This is a genomic window from Agrobacterium sp. T29 (genome assembly GCF_006970545.1).
Lineage (GTDB): Bacteria > Pseudomonadota > Alphaproteobacteria > Rhizobiales > Rhizobiaceae > Agrobacterium > Agrobacterium leguminum.
Genome location: NZ_CP040641.1, coordinates 1,000,655 through 1,017,979, shown reverse-complemented (window position 1 = coordinate 1,017,979; position 17,325 = coordinate 1,000,655). Strand labels below are relative to the sequence as shown.

Below are 17,325 nucleotides of genomic sequence, written 5' to 3'. Positions count from 1 at the left end.
CTATAATAACAGGGAGAACTGAAATGAACTGGAAGTGCATTACTCTTACCGCCATATTGGCGACCTCGGCTGCGGTCATTCCGGCCAAGGCGGACCAACTCGATACGATCATTGCGAACAAGACGCTGCGTTGTGCGACATTCGCAGACGTGCCGCCTTTTGCCTCGCCGGATCCGAAGACGCGCGAAATGGCCGGCTTCGACGTCGATCTGTGCGGCGCCATCGCCAAGGAACTGGGCGTCAAGGCCGAGATCAAGCCGGTGTCGGTCGAAGCGCGCGTTCCCGAAGTCAAGCTCGGCCGCGTCGATCTCTCAGTTGCCAACCTCGCTTACACCCAGAGCCGCGCCGAACAGATCCAGTTCAGCGATCCATATTATCTGGCTAAGGAAATGCTGATCGTTCCCGTTGATGACCCCGGCACCAAGAAGTCCGATTTCGTCGGTCAGCGCATCGCGTCCAGCAAGGGCTCGACATCGGAACTCTCCGTCAAGCTCAACAAGTCCGAGCCGCTGACATTCCAGGATACGGCATCCGCCTATCTCGCCGTGCAGCAGGGCAAGGCGCGCGGCATTGTCGGCAACACCATGACGATGACCAAGTTCGTCAACGAATCCAAGACCAAGGGCAAGCCGATGCGCATGATCGAAGAGCCGATGCTCTTCCAGCCCATCGGCATCGGCATGGCCAAGGACAACCCGGCGCTGACCGCGAAGATTAACGAAATCCTGCGCAAGCTCGATGCGGATGGCGAAATCAACCGCATCTGGGACAAGTGGCTTGGCCCGAACACCGAATACAAGATGACACGCACCGACAAGGTCGTGCCTCTGTCCGAACTGAAGTTCGACCCGATCCCCTGAGCTTCGGCTCAGCCTCGGCAATTTCCAACTCTTCAACACTATCGGTCGGCGAGACGCTCTCGCCGACAGCTTCAACGTGGGAGGTTTTCATGATCCACATTAAAGATATCGCGCAGCGTCCGGCCAAGGCGGATGTCGACGCCCTTGCCAAATTCTCTCCCGCCACGATCCATGAGGCGCAGGGACGCCGCGGCGCATTGTCCTCGCGGCTGAAGCCGGTCGATTATCGCATGAAGCTCTGCGGCCCGGCCTTCACGGTCAAATGCGCGCCGCGCGACAACATCATGCTGCAGCTTGCCATCAACTATGCCAAGCCGGGTGACATCATCGTCGTTTCCGCCGGCGAATATGAAGAAGCCGGTTCCTTCGGCGACGTTCTCGCCAATGCCTGCCTCGCAAAAGGCATCGGCGGCCTGGTGACGGATACCGGCGTGCGCGACACGCTGCAACTGCGGGACCTCGGCTTCCCGGTCTTCTCGCTCAGCGTCTGCATCAAGGGCACGGTCAAGGAGACCATTGCCGCGGTCAACGATCAGGTGATCGTCGGCGGCGAGATCATCAATCCGGGCGATATCATCGTTGGTGATGCCGACGGTCTCGTCGTCGTCAGGCGCGAGGAAGCGCAGGAAGCGGCCAAGCTTTCGCAGGCCCGCGAAGATGCCGAGGCCGGCTACATCGAAGCCTACAAGCAGGGCAAGTCGGTGATCGAGGTCAGCAAGCTGGAGCCGGTTCTGAAAGCCAAGGGCCTCGTGGTCGATATCTGAGACAAGTCCGGGGACAATGGGCAACGGCGGCGACTGCCGCCGTGTGAGCCTTATGGGAGGAGAGACTATGAAAGCGGTTGTCATCCACGCGGCGAAGGATCTGCGGATCGAGGAACGGGAGACCGAGCAGCCCGGTCCGGGGCAGGTCGAGGTCGCCATCGAAGCGGGTGGCATCTGCGGCTCCGACCTGCATTATTACAATCATGGCGGCTTCGGCACCGTGCGGGTGCGGGAGCCGATGATTCTCGGCCATGAGGTGGCCGGCACCATCAAGGCTTTGGGAGAGGGTGTCTCCGGTCTCGCCGTTGGCGACCGCGTTGCCGTATCGCCCAGCCGGCCCTGCAACCATTGCGAATTCTGCCTGAAGGGCCAGCAGAACCAGTGCCTGAACATGCGCTTTTATGGCTCCGCCATGCCCATGCCGCATATTCAGGGCGCGTTTCGTCAGCGTCTCGTCGCCGAGGCGTATCAGTGCCACAAGGTGCGGGATGGCATCTCCATTCATGAAGCGGCCATGGCCGAACCCTTCGCGGTAACGCTGCATGGCGTCAACCGTGCCGGCGCATTGACCGACAAACGCGTTCTGGTCACCGGCTGTGGGCCGATCGGTGCGTTGGCGATCATCGCCGCCCGCGCCCATGGCGCCCGGGAAATCGTCGCGACTGATGTCATGGATGCGGTTCTGCAAAAGGCGCTCGCCATCGGCGCCGACCGTGTCATCAATGTCGCCGATGACCCGGATGCGCTCTCCTCCTATTCGGCAAACAAGGGTTATTTCGATGTGCAATTCGAGGCGTCCGGCAATGAAAGAGCCGTCCGTTCTGGTCTTGAAGCGCTGAAACCGCGTTCCACGGTGGTTCAGCTCGGTCTTGGCGGCGATGTGTCCATTCCGCAGAATATGGTGGTTGCCAAGGAAATCGAGATGAAGGGTACCTTCCGGTTCCATGAGGAATTCGGACTTGCCGTCGATTTCATCAATCAGCGCCGTGTCGACCTGAAGCCCCTTTTGACCGGAACCTTTCCGCTAGAAGAGGCGGTTGCGGCATTCGAAGCCGCCGGCGACCGAAGCAGGTCGATGAAGGTTCAACTCGCCTTTTAACGGGTGCCGGCACCTGATTTCGAAACGGCCGCAGGACGATTCCGATTGCGGCCGTTTATATGTGGTTGAAAGATCATTCGGGCCTTGGCCGGACAAAGCGCTGTTCCAGAACCTGGCTTCCCCACTGGCTGCCCGGATGTTCCTCGACGCATTTGAAGCCATGGGCTTCGTAAAGGTGCCGTGCGGCCAAGAGGCCGTTGAATGTCCAGAGATGGGTTTCGGCAAAGCCTTTTTCATCGACGAAGGCCAGTGCGGTTTCCAGCAGTCTGCGTCCGACACCGCCACCGCGCACGCCGTCATCAACGATGAACCAGCGCAGATGCGCAATATCCGCGCCGAGATCTTCGCCATCGATAGCGACGGAGCCGATGATCTCCTGTCCGCGCATTGCGACCCAGATCGCATTCTTCGGGCTTTCGAGCCGGTTGCAAAAAGCCGCGAGGCCTTCGGCCACGACGGATTCGAAACGCTGGCCGAAGCCGGATGTCCGGGCGTAATAGAGCGCATGCATCTGCGTGATCCGGGCAATGATGCCGGGCCTATATCCCTCCAGGATCTCTATGGAGGGAGCAACGGCATCGGTCCTGTCTCCCAGCGCATCGGCGTAAAGACGAAGCCCCTGGAGGATCGTGTGGGCATCCGCTGACGTAAGCTGCGTCAGGGCGTCGGAGACCTGCCGGTTCGCGAAGCCATGAATGGCGCCCACCTGTTCTTGTCCCTGACCCGTCAGACGCAGCCGCTTGATGCGGCTGTCCCCTTCATCCGTTTCTTCGCGAACATCGCCCGACAGGACGAGCTTGCGTAGCATGCGGCTGACACTCGATTTTTCAAGCCGCAGAAGTTTTCCCAGATCCCGCGCCGTGATGTCGGGGCGCGCCTCAATCTCGATCAGGGCATGCACGGCGGAGGGCGGCAGATCGGTGCCGGCAAAGTCTCCCCCCATGAAGCCGAGTTCGCGGACGAGCCGGCGGGAGGTGGAACGGATATCGTTTATGGGGAAGGGCTGTTGGGGCACGTTCAATCCATTATGGTTGCATCGTGCAACCATAATCATATTCAGCCTGACTTGCCAAGATCGCCCCCGACGTAAAAGGCTGGCTTTCTCAGCAAAAGCGGGCAATCTGCTCTTCCGGTCGCCGACAATGGCGGCTAAACCGATATTATCGGCAAGATGGATATTCGCTCAGATCGCGCGGCGGGACTTTACCTGCGCCGTTTGCGGCAGTTGATTATCCGGCTATGGAGCAGGCATGCCCGACACGCCCCGATTTTTCCGTTACGCGGTTTTAGCGGCCATGTTTCCCGTGGCCGTCCTCGGTCTGGTGGCAACCCCGAATGAATATCGCGCCATCGGCGTCGAGGCCGTCGATTGCGATGGCCCCATATCCGTTCTGATTGCCGCCGTGCCGGCGCTTGCGGCCTATGCAATTATCGGCTGGATGTTTCTCTCCGGAGCCAAACGCCATCGCTCGCTGATTTCAGCCTGTTTTTGCGGGCTTGTTTGCTTGGCGCTCGTCTGGAATATCGGCATGGCGCTTCAGGAGCAGCGACGAAACGCTGCTGAAATGGCATGCGGTTTCAGTAGTCGATTGTGACCGCGCTCCGCTCAAGTCCTTCTGTAACCGTCCTGTCGGCTCAACGGAACCGAAGGTTTCGGCGTGTAAGCTGATCGACGGAGGTGCAGCCCATCAGCTTCATGCCGCGCTCGATTTCGATACGCATCAGCTCGAGCGCCCGTTCCACGCCCGGCTGCCCGGCGGCGGCAAGGGGGAAAAGGTAATACCGGCCGAGCCCCACGGCTTTTGCACCGAGGGACAGTGCTTTCAGAACATGGGTGCCGCGCTGCACGCCGCCATCCATCATCACATCGATCCGGTCGCCAACCGCATCGACGATCTCGGCCAGTTGATCGAAGGCGCTGCGGGAGCCATCCAGCTGGCGCCCGCCGTGATTGGAAAGCACGATGCCGCTGCAGCCGATTTCCACGGCGCGTCTGGCGTCATCCACCGACATGATGCCTTTAAGGCAGAACGGCCCGCCCCATTCGCGTACCATCTGCGCCACATCGTCCCAGTTCATCGAAGGGTCGAGCATGTCGGTGAAATAGCGGCTGATGGAAAGAGCGCCGCCGTCCATTTTAATATGGTCGTCGAGCTGCGGCAGGCTGAAGCGCTCATGCGTCAGGTAATTGATGCCCCAGGCCGGCTTGATGGCGAATTGCGCGATGCCGGAAAGATTGAGCTTGAACGGAATGGCAAAGCCGGTGCGTTTGTCGCGCTCGCGGTTGCCGCCCGTAATACTGTCCACCGTCAGCATCATCGTCTCGACACCGGCGCTCTTGGCGCGCGCCATCATATCGCGGTTGAGGCCGCGGTCCTTGTGGAAATAGAACTGATAGACCTGTGGGCCGCCGCTGATCCGACGCGCTTCTTCAAGGCTCGTGGTGCCGAGCGAGGAGACGCCGAACATCGTACCGTATTTCCCCGCCGCTGCCGCAACCGCCCGTTCCCCCTGATGGTGGAAGAGGCGTTGCAGCGCCGTCGGCGAACAATACACCGGCATGGACAGCTTCTGCCCCATGACGGTGACCGACATATCCACATCGGCCACGCCACGCAGCACATCGGGAACGAGATCGCATTTTTCGAAGGCGGCCGTGTTTCGCCGATACGTCACCTCGTCATCGGCGGCGCCGTCTATATAATTGAAGATCGGTCCGGGCAGACGCTGTTTGGCCATGCGGCGAAAATCGTGGAAATTATAGCAGTCTTTGAGTTGCATCTTTTACTCGACCGGTCCGGTTTGAAAGCTTTCAAAAGAGTGTCGGAAACCTATACCGGAGATTTAGAGCGGGCAATCAGGCCACGGACGATTTCCGCAGGCTCGAAGCGATGGATGCCGCGAGGTCGGAACGGCAGGAGATGTTCCGCACCGAGAAGCTTCGCTGAAAGCCAGAGAACCGACATCCACATTTCCGTGCCCTGTAGCCCGGCCGGATGCCCATCCGCGAAGGCAAATCCCCTGTTTCTTTGCCAGCGCCCCTCATTTCGGCGCAGGATTTCGCGGGCGATTTCCTTCGCCTCGTCTTGCCGGTGATCCGTCTGTTTCAGGCACAGAAGAAGCGGATGGATCGTATCGAGCAGGTTGCAGGCATTAAAATCCTCGCCATGGAAACCGCCATAGGCACGATAGTTGGCGATAACGGAGTCTATTGCTGCTTCCGGATGGGGAAGGGGCAGGCCGAACTGTGCGTAAGAGCCGCGGGTAAGCCGGTAAAAACCGTTGACCGGTTGCAGCAGGCCCTGCGCGGCAGTCGGCTCACCCCAAAGCCCGGTGGTTTTATCCACATTCATCGCCAGCCAGCCGAAGAGAATGGTGAGGTTGTCGCCGGATGTGAAATAGCGCCTGTTGAAATAAAGCGCGGTGGCGATGGCGTCTATGGTGGCGCCGCAATGCCATGCCCGGCTTTGCCACGGCAATTCTTCCAGCAGGAGGATGAGTTCTTCGGCGCGCAGACACTCCACGAAAGCGATTGGCTGTTTCGGCGCAGCACCGAAACATTCAAGCGCATATCCGACAGCCAGAATAGTATAGAGGACGGCAGGGTCCTTCTCGGGAGGCGTCGAGGGGCGGTGGTGACGGTTAAGAAACAGCCCCGTTTCCCGATCCTGCAGGGCCTGAAGAGTGGCCACGGTTTTTACGGCATCGAAAGCGATCTTTTCCTGTCCGAAGGCTGCTGCGATCTCGATGGCATCGCATAGATGCCTGACGCTTACGACCTCACGTCCGGATGCATCGGCGGAACGATAGATGCCATCCTCGCCATAGGAGCGGATGGCGGCAAGCCAGTCGTCGGCAATCTCCTTGCCGAGTTCTTGCAGCAGGCCATCGGGTTCCATCAGCGTCGGCGCGGACGCTTTTTCTCCGCGATATCGCAGAACCCGGGCGGGAACGCCGCCGGCAATGGCCATGGCGGGAATGTCCTTCGCCACCACCGCGCCTGCGGCAATAATTGCGCCGCGCCCAATCTTCACGCCATCCAGCACAACCGCATTGGCGCCGATCCAGACGTCGTCACCGATCTCTATCCCGAGCGAGGTCAGCGGTTGGCGATAGATCGGAGTTTCAATGTCGTCGAAGCCATGGTTGAAGCCGACGATGCTGACATGTGAGGCGATGCGCACGCCATTGCCGATTGTCACCTTTCCGGAAAGACAGGCATAGGGGTTGATCGAGACATTTTCGCCGAGTTCGATATCGCCGCGCACGATTGCGTAACCGGCGATCCAGGACTGCGCACCCATAAGGAGTCTATCCGTATGCACCTCGGCCCTGGCGGCGATGTAGACGCCCTGCCCGAAAACGGCGTTTCCAGAGCGCTCGAGGCCACGCAGCCGCGCCTGATGGTCGGGGCTGTCGATATCCTCCCCTCTCCGCTCCCAGGTCAGGATGTTCAGCCTATCCGACCTTTGGGAAAAGCTCGATACTTCGTCGGTCATCTCCGTCAGCCTGCGCGGTTTTCATCGAGAGCATAGGCGGGAACGCGCCGCCCCTCCCGTTTGAACATCTCTTCCAGCCTCGGGAGATCGGGACTTTCGGGGAGGGCAGCCAATGCGGCCTCTGCCTCTTTGCCGGCCGGCAGTGCCATGGCCGCCGTCACCAGCAGCGTTTCGCCGGAGGCGATGGCGCCGCGCAATTGCGGAACAAGGGTTCTGGCGTGAATGAGGTTGGTATTGGCGATTGCCTGATGGCACACGCCTTCGCGCTGAATGCCAGCCGAAAGATCGACGATGAGGCTGGTGTCAGTCTGCCCGTAACAGACGGCGCGACCTTCTACTGCCTCGGTGCGGTCGCTGTTGAAATCGGCGCGTTCTATGGCAAATCCGCCTTCTGATGTTTGCAGCGGGCGCGGTGTGCGGATGCGGTGCAGCCTTATGTGCCACGGGTTTTGCGGCACGAGCCAGGTCTCGATCTCGACATCCGCCCATGGCCGCCAGCGGGAATAGAGGCAATCCTCGGCGATCAACGCCTCTTCCATCGTCTCGCGGGTACGGAAGTGCACGCCGTCGTCGGAAAGGCCGAGCATGCCATCGAAACTCGCGGCGGCGAAATGCCGGTCATCCGCCTCGATATTGAAGGCATAACGGGTGGAATAGACGAATTTCGAATATTTTTCCTGCGCGCCGCGCATCCTGTCGTGCTGCTGCCCGGAGGACAGGACCACGATATTGCCCGGCGTATGAAAGGCCACCATGCCAGGCTCCGCCAAGGGAACCGGTTCGGCAAATTCCTGCGGTTCGGCTTCTTCAGCGGCCCAGAACGGGTGATCGGCGGGCAGCGCCAGCGGCAGGAAAAATTTGAGCGCCCAGTAGGGAGAGCAGGGAGAATTGTAGCTCTCGCTCATCAGAAGGTTTGGATAGGCGTATCCGACCGACAGGACGCCGTCGCGGTCCGCGATAGGCCGCTTCGACCACCAGCGGATATGGCGCATGTAATAGCCCTTGATCTCCGGCCACGGCAGCGCTTCCAGACCGGAAAAGGAAAGAGCGCCCCAGAAACCGCCAGCCGCAAAACGGTAGGTCTGGCTGCGCCCGAAGGCGAGCGACGCCCCGTCAGGCCCGAACCAGTGGCGTATGTCACGCGCGAAAATGCGGGAGCGTTCGAGCAAGCGTGTCTTTCGCGTGTCGTCACCTTTTGCCAGCACCGTATAGATCAGGCCGTAAAAATGCATGGCGAAGGGAATATAATGGTCGACCCGGCGCACCGGCCCGTCGCGATACCAGCCGTTGCCGATATCGAAAGCCTCGAGTTCATCGAGATAGGTTTGGGTCTTGGTCCGGTCGAATTCCACGCCGACCCGCTCCAGCCCAAGATCGATCAGAACGCGGAAGAATTTCCAGTTATTGTCTACGAATTCCCGCTCGCGGGCGGCGAGAAGATAGGCGGCGACAGCCTGCCTGTCCGTTTCGGCAAGCGGCTCCCAGATAAGTTCGGGAACCATGGCGAGCGCAAATCCTATCGCCGCCAGTTCGACCAGCCGCTGGTGCCGATCAGCCGTATCGCCCCAATATTCGGGGTGGGCGGGGTTGGCGCCATTGGCCAGTCCACGTCTGTAGAGATCCCAGTGGGGAAAGTCATAACCGCCGGCGGCAAGTGGAACGATGCCCCATAATGGCCGGGCAAAACCTTCCAGTTCCGCCGCAGGAAAATCGAAAATCGCCCCCGTTGCTCCGAGCTGGACACGCGCGCCGCCCGGTGAAAAACAGGCAAGCAGCGGGTTGAAGAGATCGATCACCGCCTTTGCGAGATCGTCCCTGCCGAGAAGCGGATTGTGAAAGAGCGGATTGGCTGTGGCGGTCTCGTGAGGCACGGGTGCAAATGTCCGGAATTTATGATCAAAGGAAAGGGCCGCAAGCTTCCCGCCCGCGGCCCTGTGGCAATTATTTGATGGCCTTGACGCCGTCATTCATGTCCTTGATGCCGTCATCGATGGAGATATTGTCGGTCATCAGCGCGTCATGCACGCGGTTCAGAACGACTTCGATCTTGGCCGCATTCGGGTTGACCGCCATTTCCAGATAGGCTTTGCCCGCCTGCAGCGCGTCCTTGCTGTTCTGGTCCTGCGGGAAGCCCGGCAGCGCCGCGATCTTCTCGGCCACATCATCGGTTCTGAGTGCAGGGAAAGTGCCGGTGGAGGCGATGATCGCCGCCCCCTCAGGTCCGGTAACGAAGTGGATGAAGTCCAGCGCGGCTTCCTTGTGGCCGGAATTGGCATTGACCGACAATCCGGCGATCTGCGCGGCCGTCGCGCCTGCCGCCACACCATCCGGATGGGGGAATTTCACGATGCCCCAATTGACGCTTTTCGACTCGCCGGATTTCACCTTGGCGATCTGGGTGCCGACAAACCATGTTCCCATGGGCAGCATGCCGATCGTTCCGTTGAAGAACAGAGCGGAATAATGGGTGTTCGAGGTTTTCAGCGAGGCATAGGACGGTATCGCGCCGCTCTTCTGCAGGGCAAGCGCACGCTCATACCAGGGTTTCAGGAATTCATAATTGCCGTCCACCAGCGTATGCTTGCCGTCCTGAATACCGGGCAGCTGCACCGTCGAACGCCAGGTGTGCAGCAGCGCGCCATAGGTGCGGTTGGCGCCCATGCCGCCCTTCAGCTTGCCGGCGATCTCATCGAACTGCGCCCAGCTCATGTCGTTGGTGGGGTAAGGCACGCCGGCCTTGTCGAAAATATCCTTGTTGTAATAGACCACCCAGAAATCCGAGCGGAACGGCAGGGCGTAAATCTTGCCGTCGATGGTCAGCTCCTCAATCAGGCCGCCATAGGGTGCCGTTTCGATCTTCTGGTCCTTGATGAAGCCGCTGAGATCGGTGATGTTGCCGGCGCGTACCAGATTGGCGTAGCCGGGCACATCCTTGATGGTGACGACATCGATATCCTTGGAGCCGCCGGTGAGCTGCGTGGATATCATTTGCGTATAATCCTGCGAGCCGAGGTCGACCACCTCGAACGTCACATTCGGATGCTTCTGCTTGTAGGCCTCCATCAAGGGCTTGAAATATGCGCCCTTGTCCAGATCCCACAGCGCCCATTTCAGCGTGACGGGCGCATCGCCCGCAGCGAACGCCGTTCCTCCCATGCCCATGGCAATGCCGAGACCGGCGGTTGCGAGAGCGAATGCACGTCTGGTTGTCTTAAACTCCATAGCCCGTTTCTCCTTCCCTGACTGATGTCGTTTTGATTTCGGTCTGTTTTAGGCGCCGCTCCCTGCCGGTTCGGGCATCCGCGCGCGTGTTTTCGCAGTAGCGTTTCTCGCTGCGAAACAGAGGGCGAACATGCCGAGCGAAAAATTGATGGTGACCGGCATGAACACCGACACCGGATAAAAGAGGATATGCGCAATCCAGAGCGCTGCGATGAAGCCGAGCGCCGCAAGCATCGGCAATGGCCTGGTGAGCGCCAGAAACGCCGCCTGCCGCAGGGTGTCCGAAAGCGGCAGGTCCCGCTTGGCCAGAACAACGCTGGCATAGGCGCTGAGGAGGATGAGGAATATTGTTACTGCAAGGCTGATCGCAAAAGGCAGGCTATAGACGAGCTGAAGCCGGGCGGCCCCGGCATAGCTGACAGCCGCGTAAACACCGGCGCTCACCAGCAGAGCGCTTAAAACCACAAGCGCGGTGCCGCGCAGGGCGAATTTCCGCAAGGCCTCGAGAAAGTCGCGCAGCAGATAGGTATTCTCGTCATTTGCGAAGGAAACAGAGACACGGGCCATGGCCAGCATCGCCGCCGGCATCGTCACCACCGGCAGGCTGGCGATGATGAAGAGGAGGTTGAGCTTCACCATCTCCCACCATTCGCGCTTGATGATATCGAGGAAAAGGGCAAGGCCGGTCAGCGGCGGGGCGTTCTTGTCGATCCCGGCCCCTTCCTTTGTCCATAACCCTTCCAGCCATTGCATCGCGTTTCTCCCCGTCGCCTCAATAAAGGATCGATCGCTCGGTTGCGGGATCGAAAAGCTGCGCATTCGTCAGATCGGCCACCAGTTCGATGGGATCGCCGATCTTCGCCCTGAAACGCGGTGAGACGCGCGCAACAAGGTTTCTACCGCCGGAGACGAGGTTGAGATGCACCTCCGATCCCATCGGCTCCGCCAGTTCCACCGTCGCCCGGAAGGGTGCGACATTCGCGGCATCGATATCCGCCGGGGCGAATTCGTGGAAATTTTCCGGCCTGATGCCGAGAACGATGTCCTTTCCTTCATGGGGGAGCAGGCGTGCGGTATCGATGCCTGCCGGCAGAGGCAACGGATTGCCATCGAACAGGGCGGTGAAGCGGTCGCCGTCGCGGCGCAGCGTGACTGGCAGCATGTTCATCTGCGGCGCGCCGATGAAACCCGCAACGAACATGTTGATCGGCCGGTCGTAAAGATTCTGCGGCGTATCCACCTGCTGGATATGGCCGTCCTTCATCACCACGATGCGGTCCGCCATGGTCATGGCTTCCACCTGATCGTGGGTGACATAAATGAAGGTGGCGTCCAGCCGCTTGTGCAACTTGGAGATTTCCGAACGCATCGTGCCGCGCAGCTTGGCGTCGAGATTGGAAAGCGGCTCATCGAGCAGGAAGACTTCCGGGTTGCGCACCATGGCCCGGCCGAGCGCGACACGCTGGCGCTGGCCGCCGGAGAGCGCTTTCGGCTTGCGGTTCAAGAGATGGGTGATGTCGAGAATTTTCGCCGCATCCTTGACCTTGGTGTCGATGAGATCGCGCGGCGCCTTTCTGAGTTCCAGACCGAAGGCCATGTTCTTGTAAACCGTCATGTGCGGATAAAGCGCATAGTTCTGGAACACCATGGCGATGTCGCGATCCTTGGAGGGCACATCGTTCATCACGTCCTCGCCGATGCGCAATTCGCCGCCGGAGATTTCCTCCAGCCCGGCGATCATCCTGAGCGTCGTGGATTTTCCGCATCCGGAAGGGCCGACCAGAATGATGAATTCCTTGTCGGCAATATCCAGATCGATATCGTGAACGACCTTGAGCGCGCCGAAGGTCTTGTTGAGTTTTTTCAGGGAAATGCTAGCCATCTGCTCCTCGCGCTCACCAATAGGAAGACCAGTTGCGCGAAAGCCGGATCAGCGCTTCCAGATAATAATAATCGCCCCAGGAGACGCACTCGTCGACGCCTTCGCCCCGGCAGGTATTATGGGGCGTCTTCTTGGAATAGGTGCCGTGCAGAAGCTGCCCGTTGGAGATCGCGGGATCGCGAACCGAATAGATATCGGCGAGGCTTTTCACCATGCGCCTTGCCAGATCGCGATATTCCGACGCCTTTTCCGGCGTCTCCAGCTCCGCCATTTCCAGGAGGCCGCAGGCGACGATGGCCGCCGCCGAGCTGTCGCGCGGTTCGCCATCGCCATCCGCAAAAATCAGATCCCAATAGGGTACGAGATCGTCGGGCAGGCGTTTGAGATAGAAGGCGAGAAGTCGCTCGAAGGTGTCGCGATAGGCGGGCAGGCGCTCATATCGATAGGAAATGGCCATGCCGGCAATGCCCCAGGCCTGTCCGCGGGCCCAGTAGCTCTCATCGCTGTAACCCTGTTTTGTGACGCCGCGCACCGGCGCGCCGGTCTGCGGGTCCATGTAAAATGTATGATAGGTGGAATCGTCAGGCCGGACGGAGTGGGCAAGCGTGGTGCGGGCATGGGCAAGCGCCACGGTGCGGTAGTCTTCCCGGCCCGTTTCGCGGCTTGCCCAATAAAGCAGCGGCAGGTTCAAAAGGCAGTCGATGATATAGCGATATTCGTTGGGATTATCCCTGCGGCCCCAGGCCTGGATGAATTGCCCGACTGGCTGGAACCGCTCCATCAACTGGTCCGCCGCCATCAGCGCCGCGCGTCTTCCATCCTCATCGCCCACCAGTTTCCATGCGGCGATGCAGGAGGGCGAGTAGAGAAAGCCCATATCGTGATGATCGGTCTCGATGCGGTTTTCGATACGGTGCAGGAAACTCTGCACCTGAATTTGCGCCGCGTGTTGGAAGGTCCTGTCGCCGGTGTGCTCGAAGGCGAGCCATATCTGGCCGGGCCAGAAACCGGCGGTCCATTGGTCGTTGGCGACTGCCGGGTAAAAGTTCTTCACGCTCGAATGGTTCTGCGCCGCATAGGTAAATTGCGGCAGGTTGCGCCTGACCTGCGCGACGGCCACAGCCAGCGCAGCATCGATTTCGGCGTCTGTGATCGCGGTTGGGAGGGACGTGGTCAAATCGAGCATGAAATCAACCCTTGAGGCCGGTGGAGGCGACGCCTTCGACGAAGAAGCGCTGCAACGCCAGGAAAACAACGAGAACCGGGACAAGCGCCACGACCGAGGCGGCCATGATCAATCCGTATTCAGCCGAATATTGCGAAATGAACATGCGCAGGCCGATCTGGATGGTCTTCAGCTCGGTCTTGGTGAGATAGATCATCGGACCCATGAAGTCGTTCCAGGTCGTGACGAAGGTGAAGATCGTCAAGGTGGAGAGCGCCGGTTTGGAAAGCGGCAGCATGATCTTCGCCCAGATCTGGTATTCGTTCATGCCGTCGATGCGCGCCGCCTCGCAGAGCTCGTTCGGGATCGACATGTAGAACTGTCGCATCAGGAAAACGCCGAAGGCGGTGAAGGCCTGCAGGAAAATCAGGGCGAGATGGGTATTGTTGAGCCCGAATTCGCGCATCAACAGAAACTGCGGCACCATATAGACCTGCCAGGGCATGGCGATGGTGGCGATATAGCCGAGAAACAGCGTGTTCTTGTAGGGAAAATGCAGCTTGGCGAAGGCATAGGCCGCAAAGCTTGAGGTCAGCAATTGCAGCAGTGTGACGATGATCGTCAGCTTCGACGTGTTGTAGATGAATAGCGCCAGCGGGATTTTAGTCCAGATTTCCACGTAGTTTTCCCAGCGCGGCTGCGAGGGGATCCATTCGATAGGAAACGCGAAGACATCGCGGCTGAGTTTCAGCGATGCCGACAGCATCCATGCGAAGGGCAACAGCATGACGATGGTGACGACGATGACCGTCAGATAGATGCCGATCGTGGCGGCGGGGATTTTGCGGCCCATGATGCGCATGGATCAATCCTCCCGCTGCCGTTTGAACTGAACGATGGTGACCATCAGGACGAGGAAGAAAAGGACGAGCGCGATCATGCTGGAATAGCCGAGATCCCAGGAGATGAAGGCCTCATTGTAGATGTGATAGACGAGAACCAGCGTCGAAGTGCCGGGACCGCCCTGCGTGATCATATAGACCTGATCGAAAACCTTGAAGGACTGGATCGTCAGCATGACGGTGACGAAAAAGGTCGTCGGCGCAAGCTGCGGCAGGGTGACGTGGATGAATTTCTGCCAGGCATTGGCGCCATCCAGCCCCGCGGCTTCATAAAGCTCCGAATTGATGCCCTGCAGCCCGGCGAGATAGATGACCATGTAATAACCCATGCTCTTCCACACGCCGAAGAGAATGACCGTGACCATGGCCCAGTGCCGGTCCGCCGCCCATCCCGGCATGTCGGCGGGATCGAGGCCGAGCGTATAGAGCAGCATGTTGACCGGACCCATCTCCGGATTGAAAATCATGTTCCAGACGACGGCCACGGCGACCAGCGATGCGACATAGGGAAAGAACATGGCCGTGCGGAAGAAGTTGCGGCCGAGGATTTTCTGGTTGAGCAGGATCGCAAGCCCGAGTGCGCAGGCGAGCGTGGCCGGCACCGACGCGACGGTGTAGATGACCGTGTTCCAGAACGCCGCGATGAAGGCCCTATCCTCGAAAAGCCGCCAGAAATTATCGAGACCGGCAAAACGCATGGCATTGGAGCCGTCCCAATGCATGAAGGCCAGCGCAAAGGCAAAGAGGATCGGTCCGAGCGTGAAAATCGCAAAGCCGAGAAAATTGGGCGCAATGAAGGAATAGGCGACGAGCGCATTTTCTATTCTGCGCCGCCGTTTGGAGACGATGCGGAGTTTTTTCCTGCGATACGGAGTCGCCTGCTTGTCGGACATGGTCGCGGTTGCGATTGCCACAGCATATCTCCCATTGCCGCCGTTTCACTGTTTCATCGGTGCCGGCTGCCTGCATTTTCCATTGCGGTCCGGGTCTTCGCCCTGCCGCCTCCCGCGCTCTGGATAACACAATATCGATATTGGTCAAACAACTTTGCATAAAGTCAGACAAATTTTCTGGTTTTTCAAAAATACGTATGATAGGAGGCCCATATCGGATTGCGGAACGCGCGGGAGGTTTGAGGGCGTGTTTGTCGAAATGATGCGGCTTCTGCCCGAACGGTTCGCCGATTTCGGCGCGGAACTGACGGCGCAGAAAATACGGTCTTCAGCACCGGGCGCGGTTTCCCGTAGTCTCATCGAGGCGGCGGAACAGACGCTTGACGAGCCTTGGCCCACAATTCTGGCGGGCGACTACCAGGAATATAGCCGCACCGGCAATCGCGATCGTTTCGAGGCGCTTTATTTTTCCCGACGACTGAAGCTGAACGCGCTGGTTCTTGGGGAATGCGCCGAGGGGCAGGGCCGCTTTCTCGATGCCATCATCGATGGTCTTTTGCTGATATGCGAGGAGAGCGGCTGGCAATTGCCCGCCCATAATTCCCATATTCGCGGCGGCCCACGAGATCCTCTGCCCGATCCACAGAACCCGGTGATCGACCTGTTCGCCGCCGAAACGGGCGCCAATCTCGCTTTGTGCCTGCATTTGCTGGCACGGGAGCTGGAAAGGGCAAATGCAAACCTCGTTTCCCGCATCCGCGCCGAGATCGACCGGCGCATTACGAGGCCTTATCTCGCCCGGCATTTCTGGTGGATGGGGAATGGCCACGAGCGGATGAACAACTGGACGGCCTGGATCACCCAGAACATCCTTCTCTCGACCCTGCTATTGCCCACCGACCAGTCGACGAGGCGTTCGGTCGTGGAAAAGGCGCTCAAGAGTCTCGATGTGTTTCAGAAGGATTATGCGGAAGACGGCGCCTGCGAAGAGGGCGTTCTTTATTATGGCCATGCGGCACTTTGCCTGTTCGGGGCGATGAGCATTCTCGAAGCCTCAGCGCCCGGCTCCATGGTGCCGCTCTTTCATGCGCCGAAGCTGCGCAGCATGGCCGAATTCATTCTCAACATGCACGTGGCGGAAGACCGGTTCTTCAACTTCGCCGATGCGCCGGCGAAGGTCGAGACATCCGGCGTGCGGGAATATCTTTTCAGCAAGGCCGTTTCTTCGCCGCCGCTGCAGGCTTTCGCTGCCGCCTGCTGGAACCGCTCACCGGACCGGCTGATGTGCAAGGAGTGGAACCTCTGGTATCGGGTCCAGGCGGTGCTTGCCGTCCCGGAATTTTCCGCGCTTATTCTAGCGGAACCGGCAAAGACCGATATCGCCTATCCCGGTATCGGTCTTGCGATTGCCCGCGATGGGGTCTTCGATCTTGCCGTGAAGGCGGGCAATAATGGCGAGAGCCACAACCACAACGATGTCGGCAGTTTCACGCTTTATAAGAACGGCCGGCCGTTCATCATCGATGTCGGGGTGGAAACTTACACCGCAAAAACCTTCTCGCCGCAACGCTACGACATCTGGACGATGCAATCGGCTTTCCACAATCTGCCGACTTTCGGCGGCGTCATGCAGGCAGCCGGGGCAGAGTTTGCGGCGAGAGATCTTGTGACCGAATTCTCTGAAGCTCAGGCGGAAGTCTCTTTCGATATAGCCGGGGCCTATCCCGCCGTGGCGCGTGTTGAGCACTATCGCCGCCGCGTCCGACTGCTGCGTGGCAGCCATGTGGAAGTCCTTGACGACTATCAGGGCGGGCAGGAGGCGGTTCTGTCGCTGATGGTCGCCGAGAAGCCCGTCGTCACGCGGGGCGGCCTGATCTTTGCGGGGCTGGGAGACATAGCCTGCGAAGGGGCAGGAGAACCCGCCATCGAAGCCATAACAATCAACGATGCCCGCCTTCGCCAGTCCTGGCCGCCGGTGATCTATCGCATTCTCATCCCCATCGCAGCCCAGCGTCTGTGCCTGACGATCAGTTAAGGAA

15 protein-coding genes are annotated in these 17,325 nt (G+C 59.5%); 5 read left to right on the top strand and 10 right to left on the bottom strand.

The window, feature by feature from the left end; all coding sequences use genetic code 11:
* Positions 1–23: 23 nt before the first annotated feature.
* The 3 genes from FGF54_RS19685 (at position 24) to FGF54_RS19675 (ending at position 2,723) form a co-directional block, all read left to right on the top strand.
* Positions 24–860: an ABC transporter substrate-binding protein gene (locus FGF54_RS19685; RefSeq protein WP_035225049.1), complete on the top strand. Its 837-nt coding sequence runs from the start codon at positions 24–26 to the stop codon at positions 858–860.
* 89 nt (positions 861–949) lie between these two features.
* A complete protein-coding gene (locus FGF54_RS19680) occupies positions 950–1,624 on the top strand; it encodes a 4-carboxy-4-hydroxy-2-oxoadipate aldolase/oxaloacetate decarboxylase (RefSeq protein ID WP_003519667.1) in 675 nt (224 codons plus the stop codon).
* Positions 1,625–1,691: 67 nt separating this feature from the next.
* Positions 1,692–2,723, top strand: coding sequence for an L-idonate 5-dehydrogenase (locus tag FGF54_RS19675; RefSeq protein ID WP_142780845.1), 1,032 nt, complete (start codon positions 1,692–1,694; stop codon positions 2,721–2,723).
* Positions 2,724–2,796: 73 nt separating this feature from the next.
* On the opposite strand, the gene FGF54_RS19670 is transcribed toward FGF54_RS19675, so the two are convergent.
* Positions 2,797–3,738 carry a bifunctional helix-turn-helix transcriptional regulator/GNAT family N-acetyltransferase gene (locus FGF54_RS19670; protein WP_210247440.1) on the bottom strand — a complete coding sequence of 314 codons (942 nt, stop codon included), beginning with the start codon at positions 3,736–3,738 and terminating at the stop codon, positions 2,797–2,799.
* A 235-nt stretch (positions 3,739–3,973) separates the two neighbouring features.
* Here FGF54_RS19670 and FGF54_RS19665 point away from each other — a divergent pair, with 235 nt between their 5' ends.
* Positions 3,974–4,318 (top strand): hypothetical protein, encoded by a 345-nt coding sequence (locus tag FGF54_RS19665; protein ID WP_059757900.1) that lies wholly within the window; start codon positions 3,974–3,976, stop codon positions 4,316–4,318.
* A gap of 40 nt (positions 4,319–4,358) precedes the next feature.
* Here FGF54_RS19665 and FGF54_RS19660 read toward each other — a convergent pair whose 3' ends face one another.
* The 9 genes from FGF54_RS19660 to FGF54_RS19620 all read right to left on the bottom strand — a co-directional run bounded on the left by FGF54_RS19660 (position 4,359) and on the right by FGF54_RS19620 (position 15,286).
* Complete coding sequence (locus FGF54_RS19660; protein ID WP_003519654.1) at positions 4,359–5,504, bottom strand: alpha-hydroxy acid oxidase; 1,146 nt, start codon at positions 5,502–5,504, stop codon at positions 4,359–4,361.
* Positions 5,505–5,554: 50 nt separating this feature from the next.
* On the bottom strand, positions 5,555–7,222 hold the full coding sequence (locus tag FGF54_RS19655) for an acyltransferase (protein WP_142780843.1): 1,668 nt from the start codon (positions 7,220–7,222) through the stop codon (positions 5,555–5,557).
* Between the two features lie 5 nt (positions 7,223–7,227).
* Complete coding sequence (locus FGF54_RS19650) at positions 7,228–9,093, bottom strand: DUF2264 domain-containing protein (RefSeq protein WP_142780842.1); 1,866 nt, start codon at positions 9,091–9,093, stop codon at positions 7,228–7,230.
* Between the two features lie 70 nt (positions 9,094–9,163).
* Positions 9,164–10,444, bottom strand: a complete 1,281-nt coding sequence (locus tag FGF54_RS19645) for an ABC transporter substrate-binding protein (RefSeq protein ID WP_003519651.1) — start codon at positions 10,442–10,444, stop codon at positions 9,164–9,166.
* A 48-nt stretch (positions 10,445–10,492) separates the two neighbouring features.
* Positions 10,493–11,197, bottom strand: a complete 705-nt coding sequence (locus FGF54_RS19640) for a DUF624 domain-containing protein (protein ID WP_142780841.1) — start codon at positions 11,195–11,197, stop codon at positions 10,493–10,495.
* A gap of 19 nt (positions 11,198–11,216) precedes the next feature.
* The gene (locus FGF54_RS19635) at positions 11,217–12,326 is read right to left on the bottom strand and encodes an ABC transporter ATP-binding protein (protein ID WP_142780840.1); all 1,110 of its coding nucleotides are present in this window, start codon (positions 12,324–12,326) and stop codon (positions 11,217–11,219) included.
* Between the two features lie 13 nt (positions 12,327–12,339).
* Positions 12,340–13,512 (bottom strand): glycoside hydrolase family 88 protein, encoded by a 1,173-nt coding sequence (locus FGF54_RS19630; RefSeq protein ID WP_142780839.1) that lies wholly within the window; start codon positions 13,510–13,512, stop codon positions 12,340–12,342.
* A 4-nt stretch (positions 13,513–13,516) separates the two neighbouring features.
* On the bottom strand, positions 13,517–14,353 hold the full coding sequence (locus tag FGF54_RS19625) for a carbohydrate ABC transporter permease (protein ID WP_003519646.1): 837 nt from the start codon (positions 14,351–14,353) through the stop codon (positions 13,517–13,519).
* A gap of 3 nt (positions 14,354–14,356) precedes the next feature.
* Positions 14,357–15,286: a carbohydrate ABC transporter permease gene (locus FGF54_RS19620; protein WP_236766955.1), complete on the bottom strand. Its 930-nt coding sequence runs from the start codon at positions 15,284–15,286 to the stop codon at positions 14,357–14,359.
* 247 nt (positions 15,287–15,533) lie between these two features.
* On the opposite strand from FGF54_RS19620, the gene FGF54_RS19615 reads away from it, so the two are divergent.
* Positions 15,534–17,321, top strand: coding sequence for a heparinase II/III family protein (locus tag FGF54_RS19615; protein WP_142780838.1), 1,788 nt, complete (start codon positions 15,534–15,536; stop codon positions 17,319–17,321).
* The last annotated feature ends 4 nt before the right edge of the window (positions 17,322–17,325 follow it).

Excerpts from the sequence above, each read along its gene's own strand:
- FGF54_RS19685 (WP_035225049.1), top strand. The coding sequence starts at position 24 with ATGAACTGGAAGTGCATTACTCTTACCGCCATATTGGCGACCTCGGCT.
- FGF54_RS19680 (WP_003519667.1), top strand. The coding sequence starts at position 950 with ATGATCCACATTAAAGATATCGCGCAGCGTCCGGCCAAGGCGGATGTC.
- FGF54_RS19675 (WP_142780845.1), top strand. The coding sequence starts at position 1,692 with ATGAAAGCGGTTGTCATCCACGCGGCGAAGGATCTGCGGATCGAGGAA.
- FGF54_RS19665 (WP_059757900.1), top strand. The coding sequence starts at position 3,974 with ATGCCCGACACGCCCCGATTTTTCCGTTACGCGGTTTTAGCGGCCATG.
- FGF54_RS19660 (WP_003519654.1), bottom strand. The coding sequence starts at position 5,504 with ATGCAACTCAAAGACTGCTATAATTTCCACGATTTTCGCCGCATGGCC.
- FGF54_RS19655 (WP_142780843.1), bottom strand. The coding sequence starts at position 7,222 with ATGACCGACGAAGTATCGAGCTTTTCCCAAAGGTCGGATAGGCTGAAC.
- FGF54_RS19645 (WP_003519651.1), bottom strand. The coding sequence starts at position 10,444 with ATGGAGTTTAAGACAACCAGACGTGCATTCGCTCTCGCAACCGCCGGT.
- FGF54_RS19640 (WP_142780841.1), bottom strand. The coding sequence starts at position 11,197 with ATGCAATGGCTGGAAGGGTTATGGACAAAGGAAGGGGCCGGGATCGAC.
- FGF54_RS19635 (WP_142780840.1), bottom strand. The coding sequence starts at position 12,326 with ATGGCTAGCATTTCCCTGAAAAAACTCAACAAGACCTTCGGCGCGCTC.
- FGF54_RS19630 (WP_142780839.1), bottom strand. The coding sequence starts at position 13,512 with ATGCTCGATTTGACCACGTCCCTCCCAACCGCGATCACAGACGCCGAA.
- FGF54_RS19625 (WP_003519646.1), bottom strand. The coding sequence starts at position 14,353 with ATGCGCATCATGGGCCGCAAAATCCCCGCCGCCACGATCGGCATCTAT.
- FGF54_RS19620 (WP_236766955.1), bottom strand. The coding sequence starts at position 15,286 with ATGTCCGACAAGCAGGCGACTCCGTATCGCAGGAAAAAACTCCGCATC.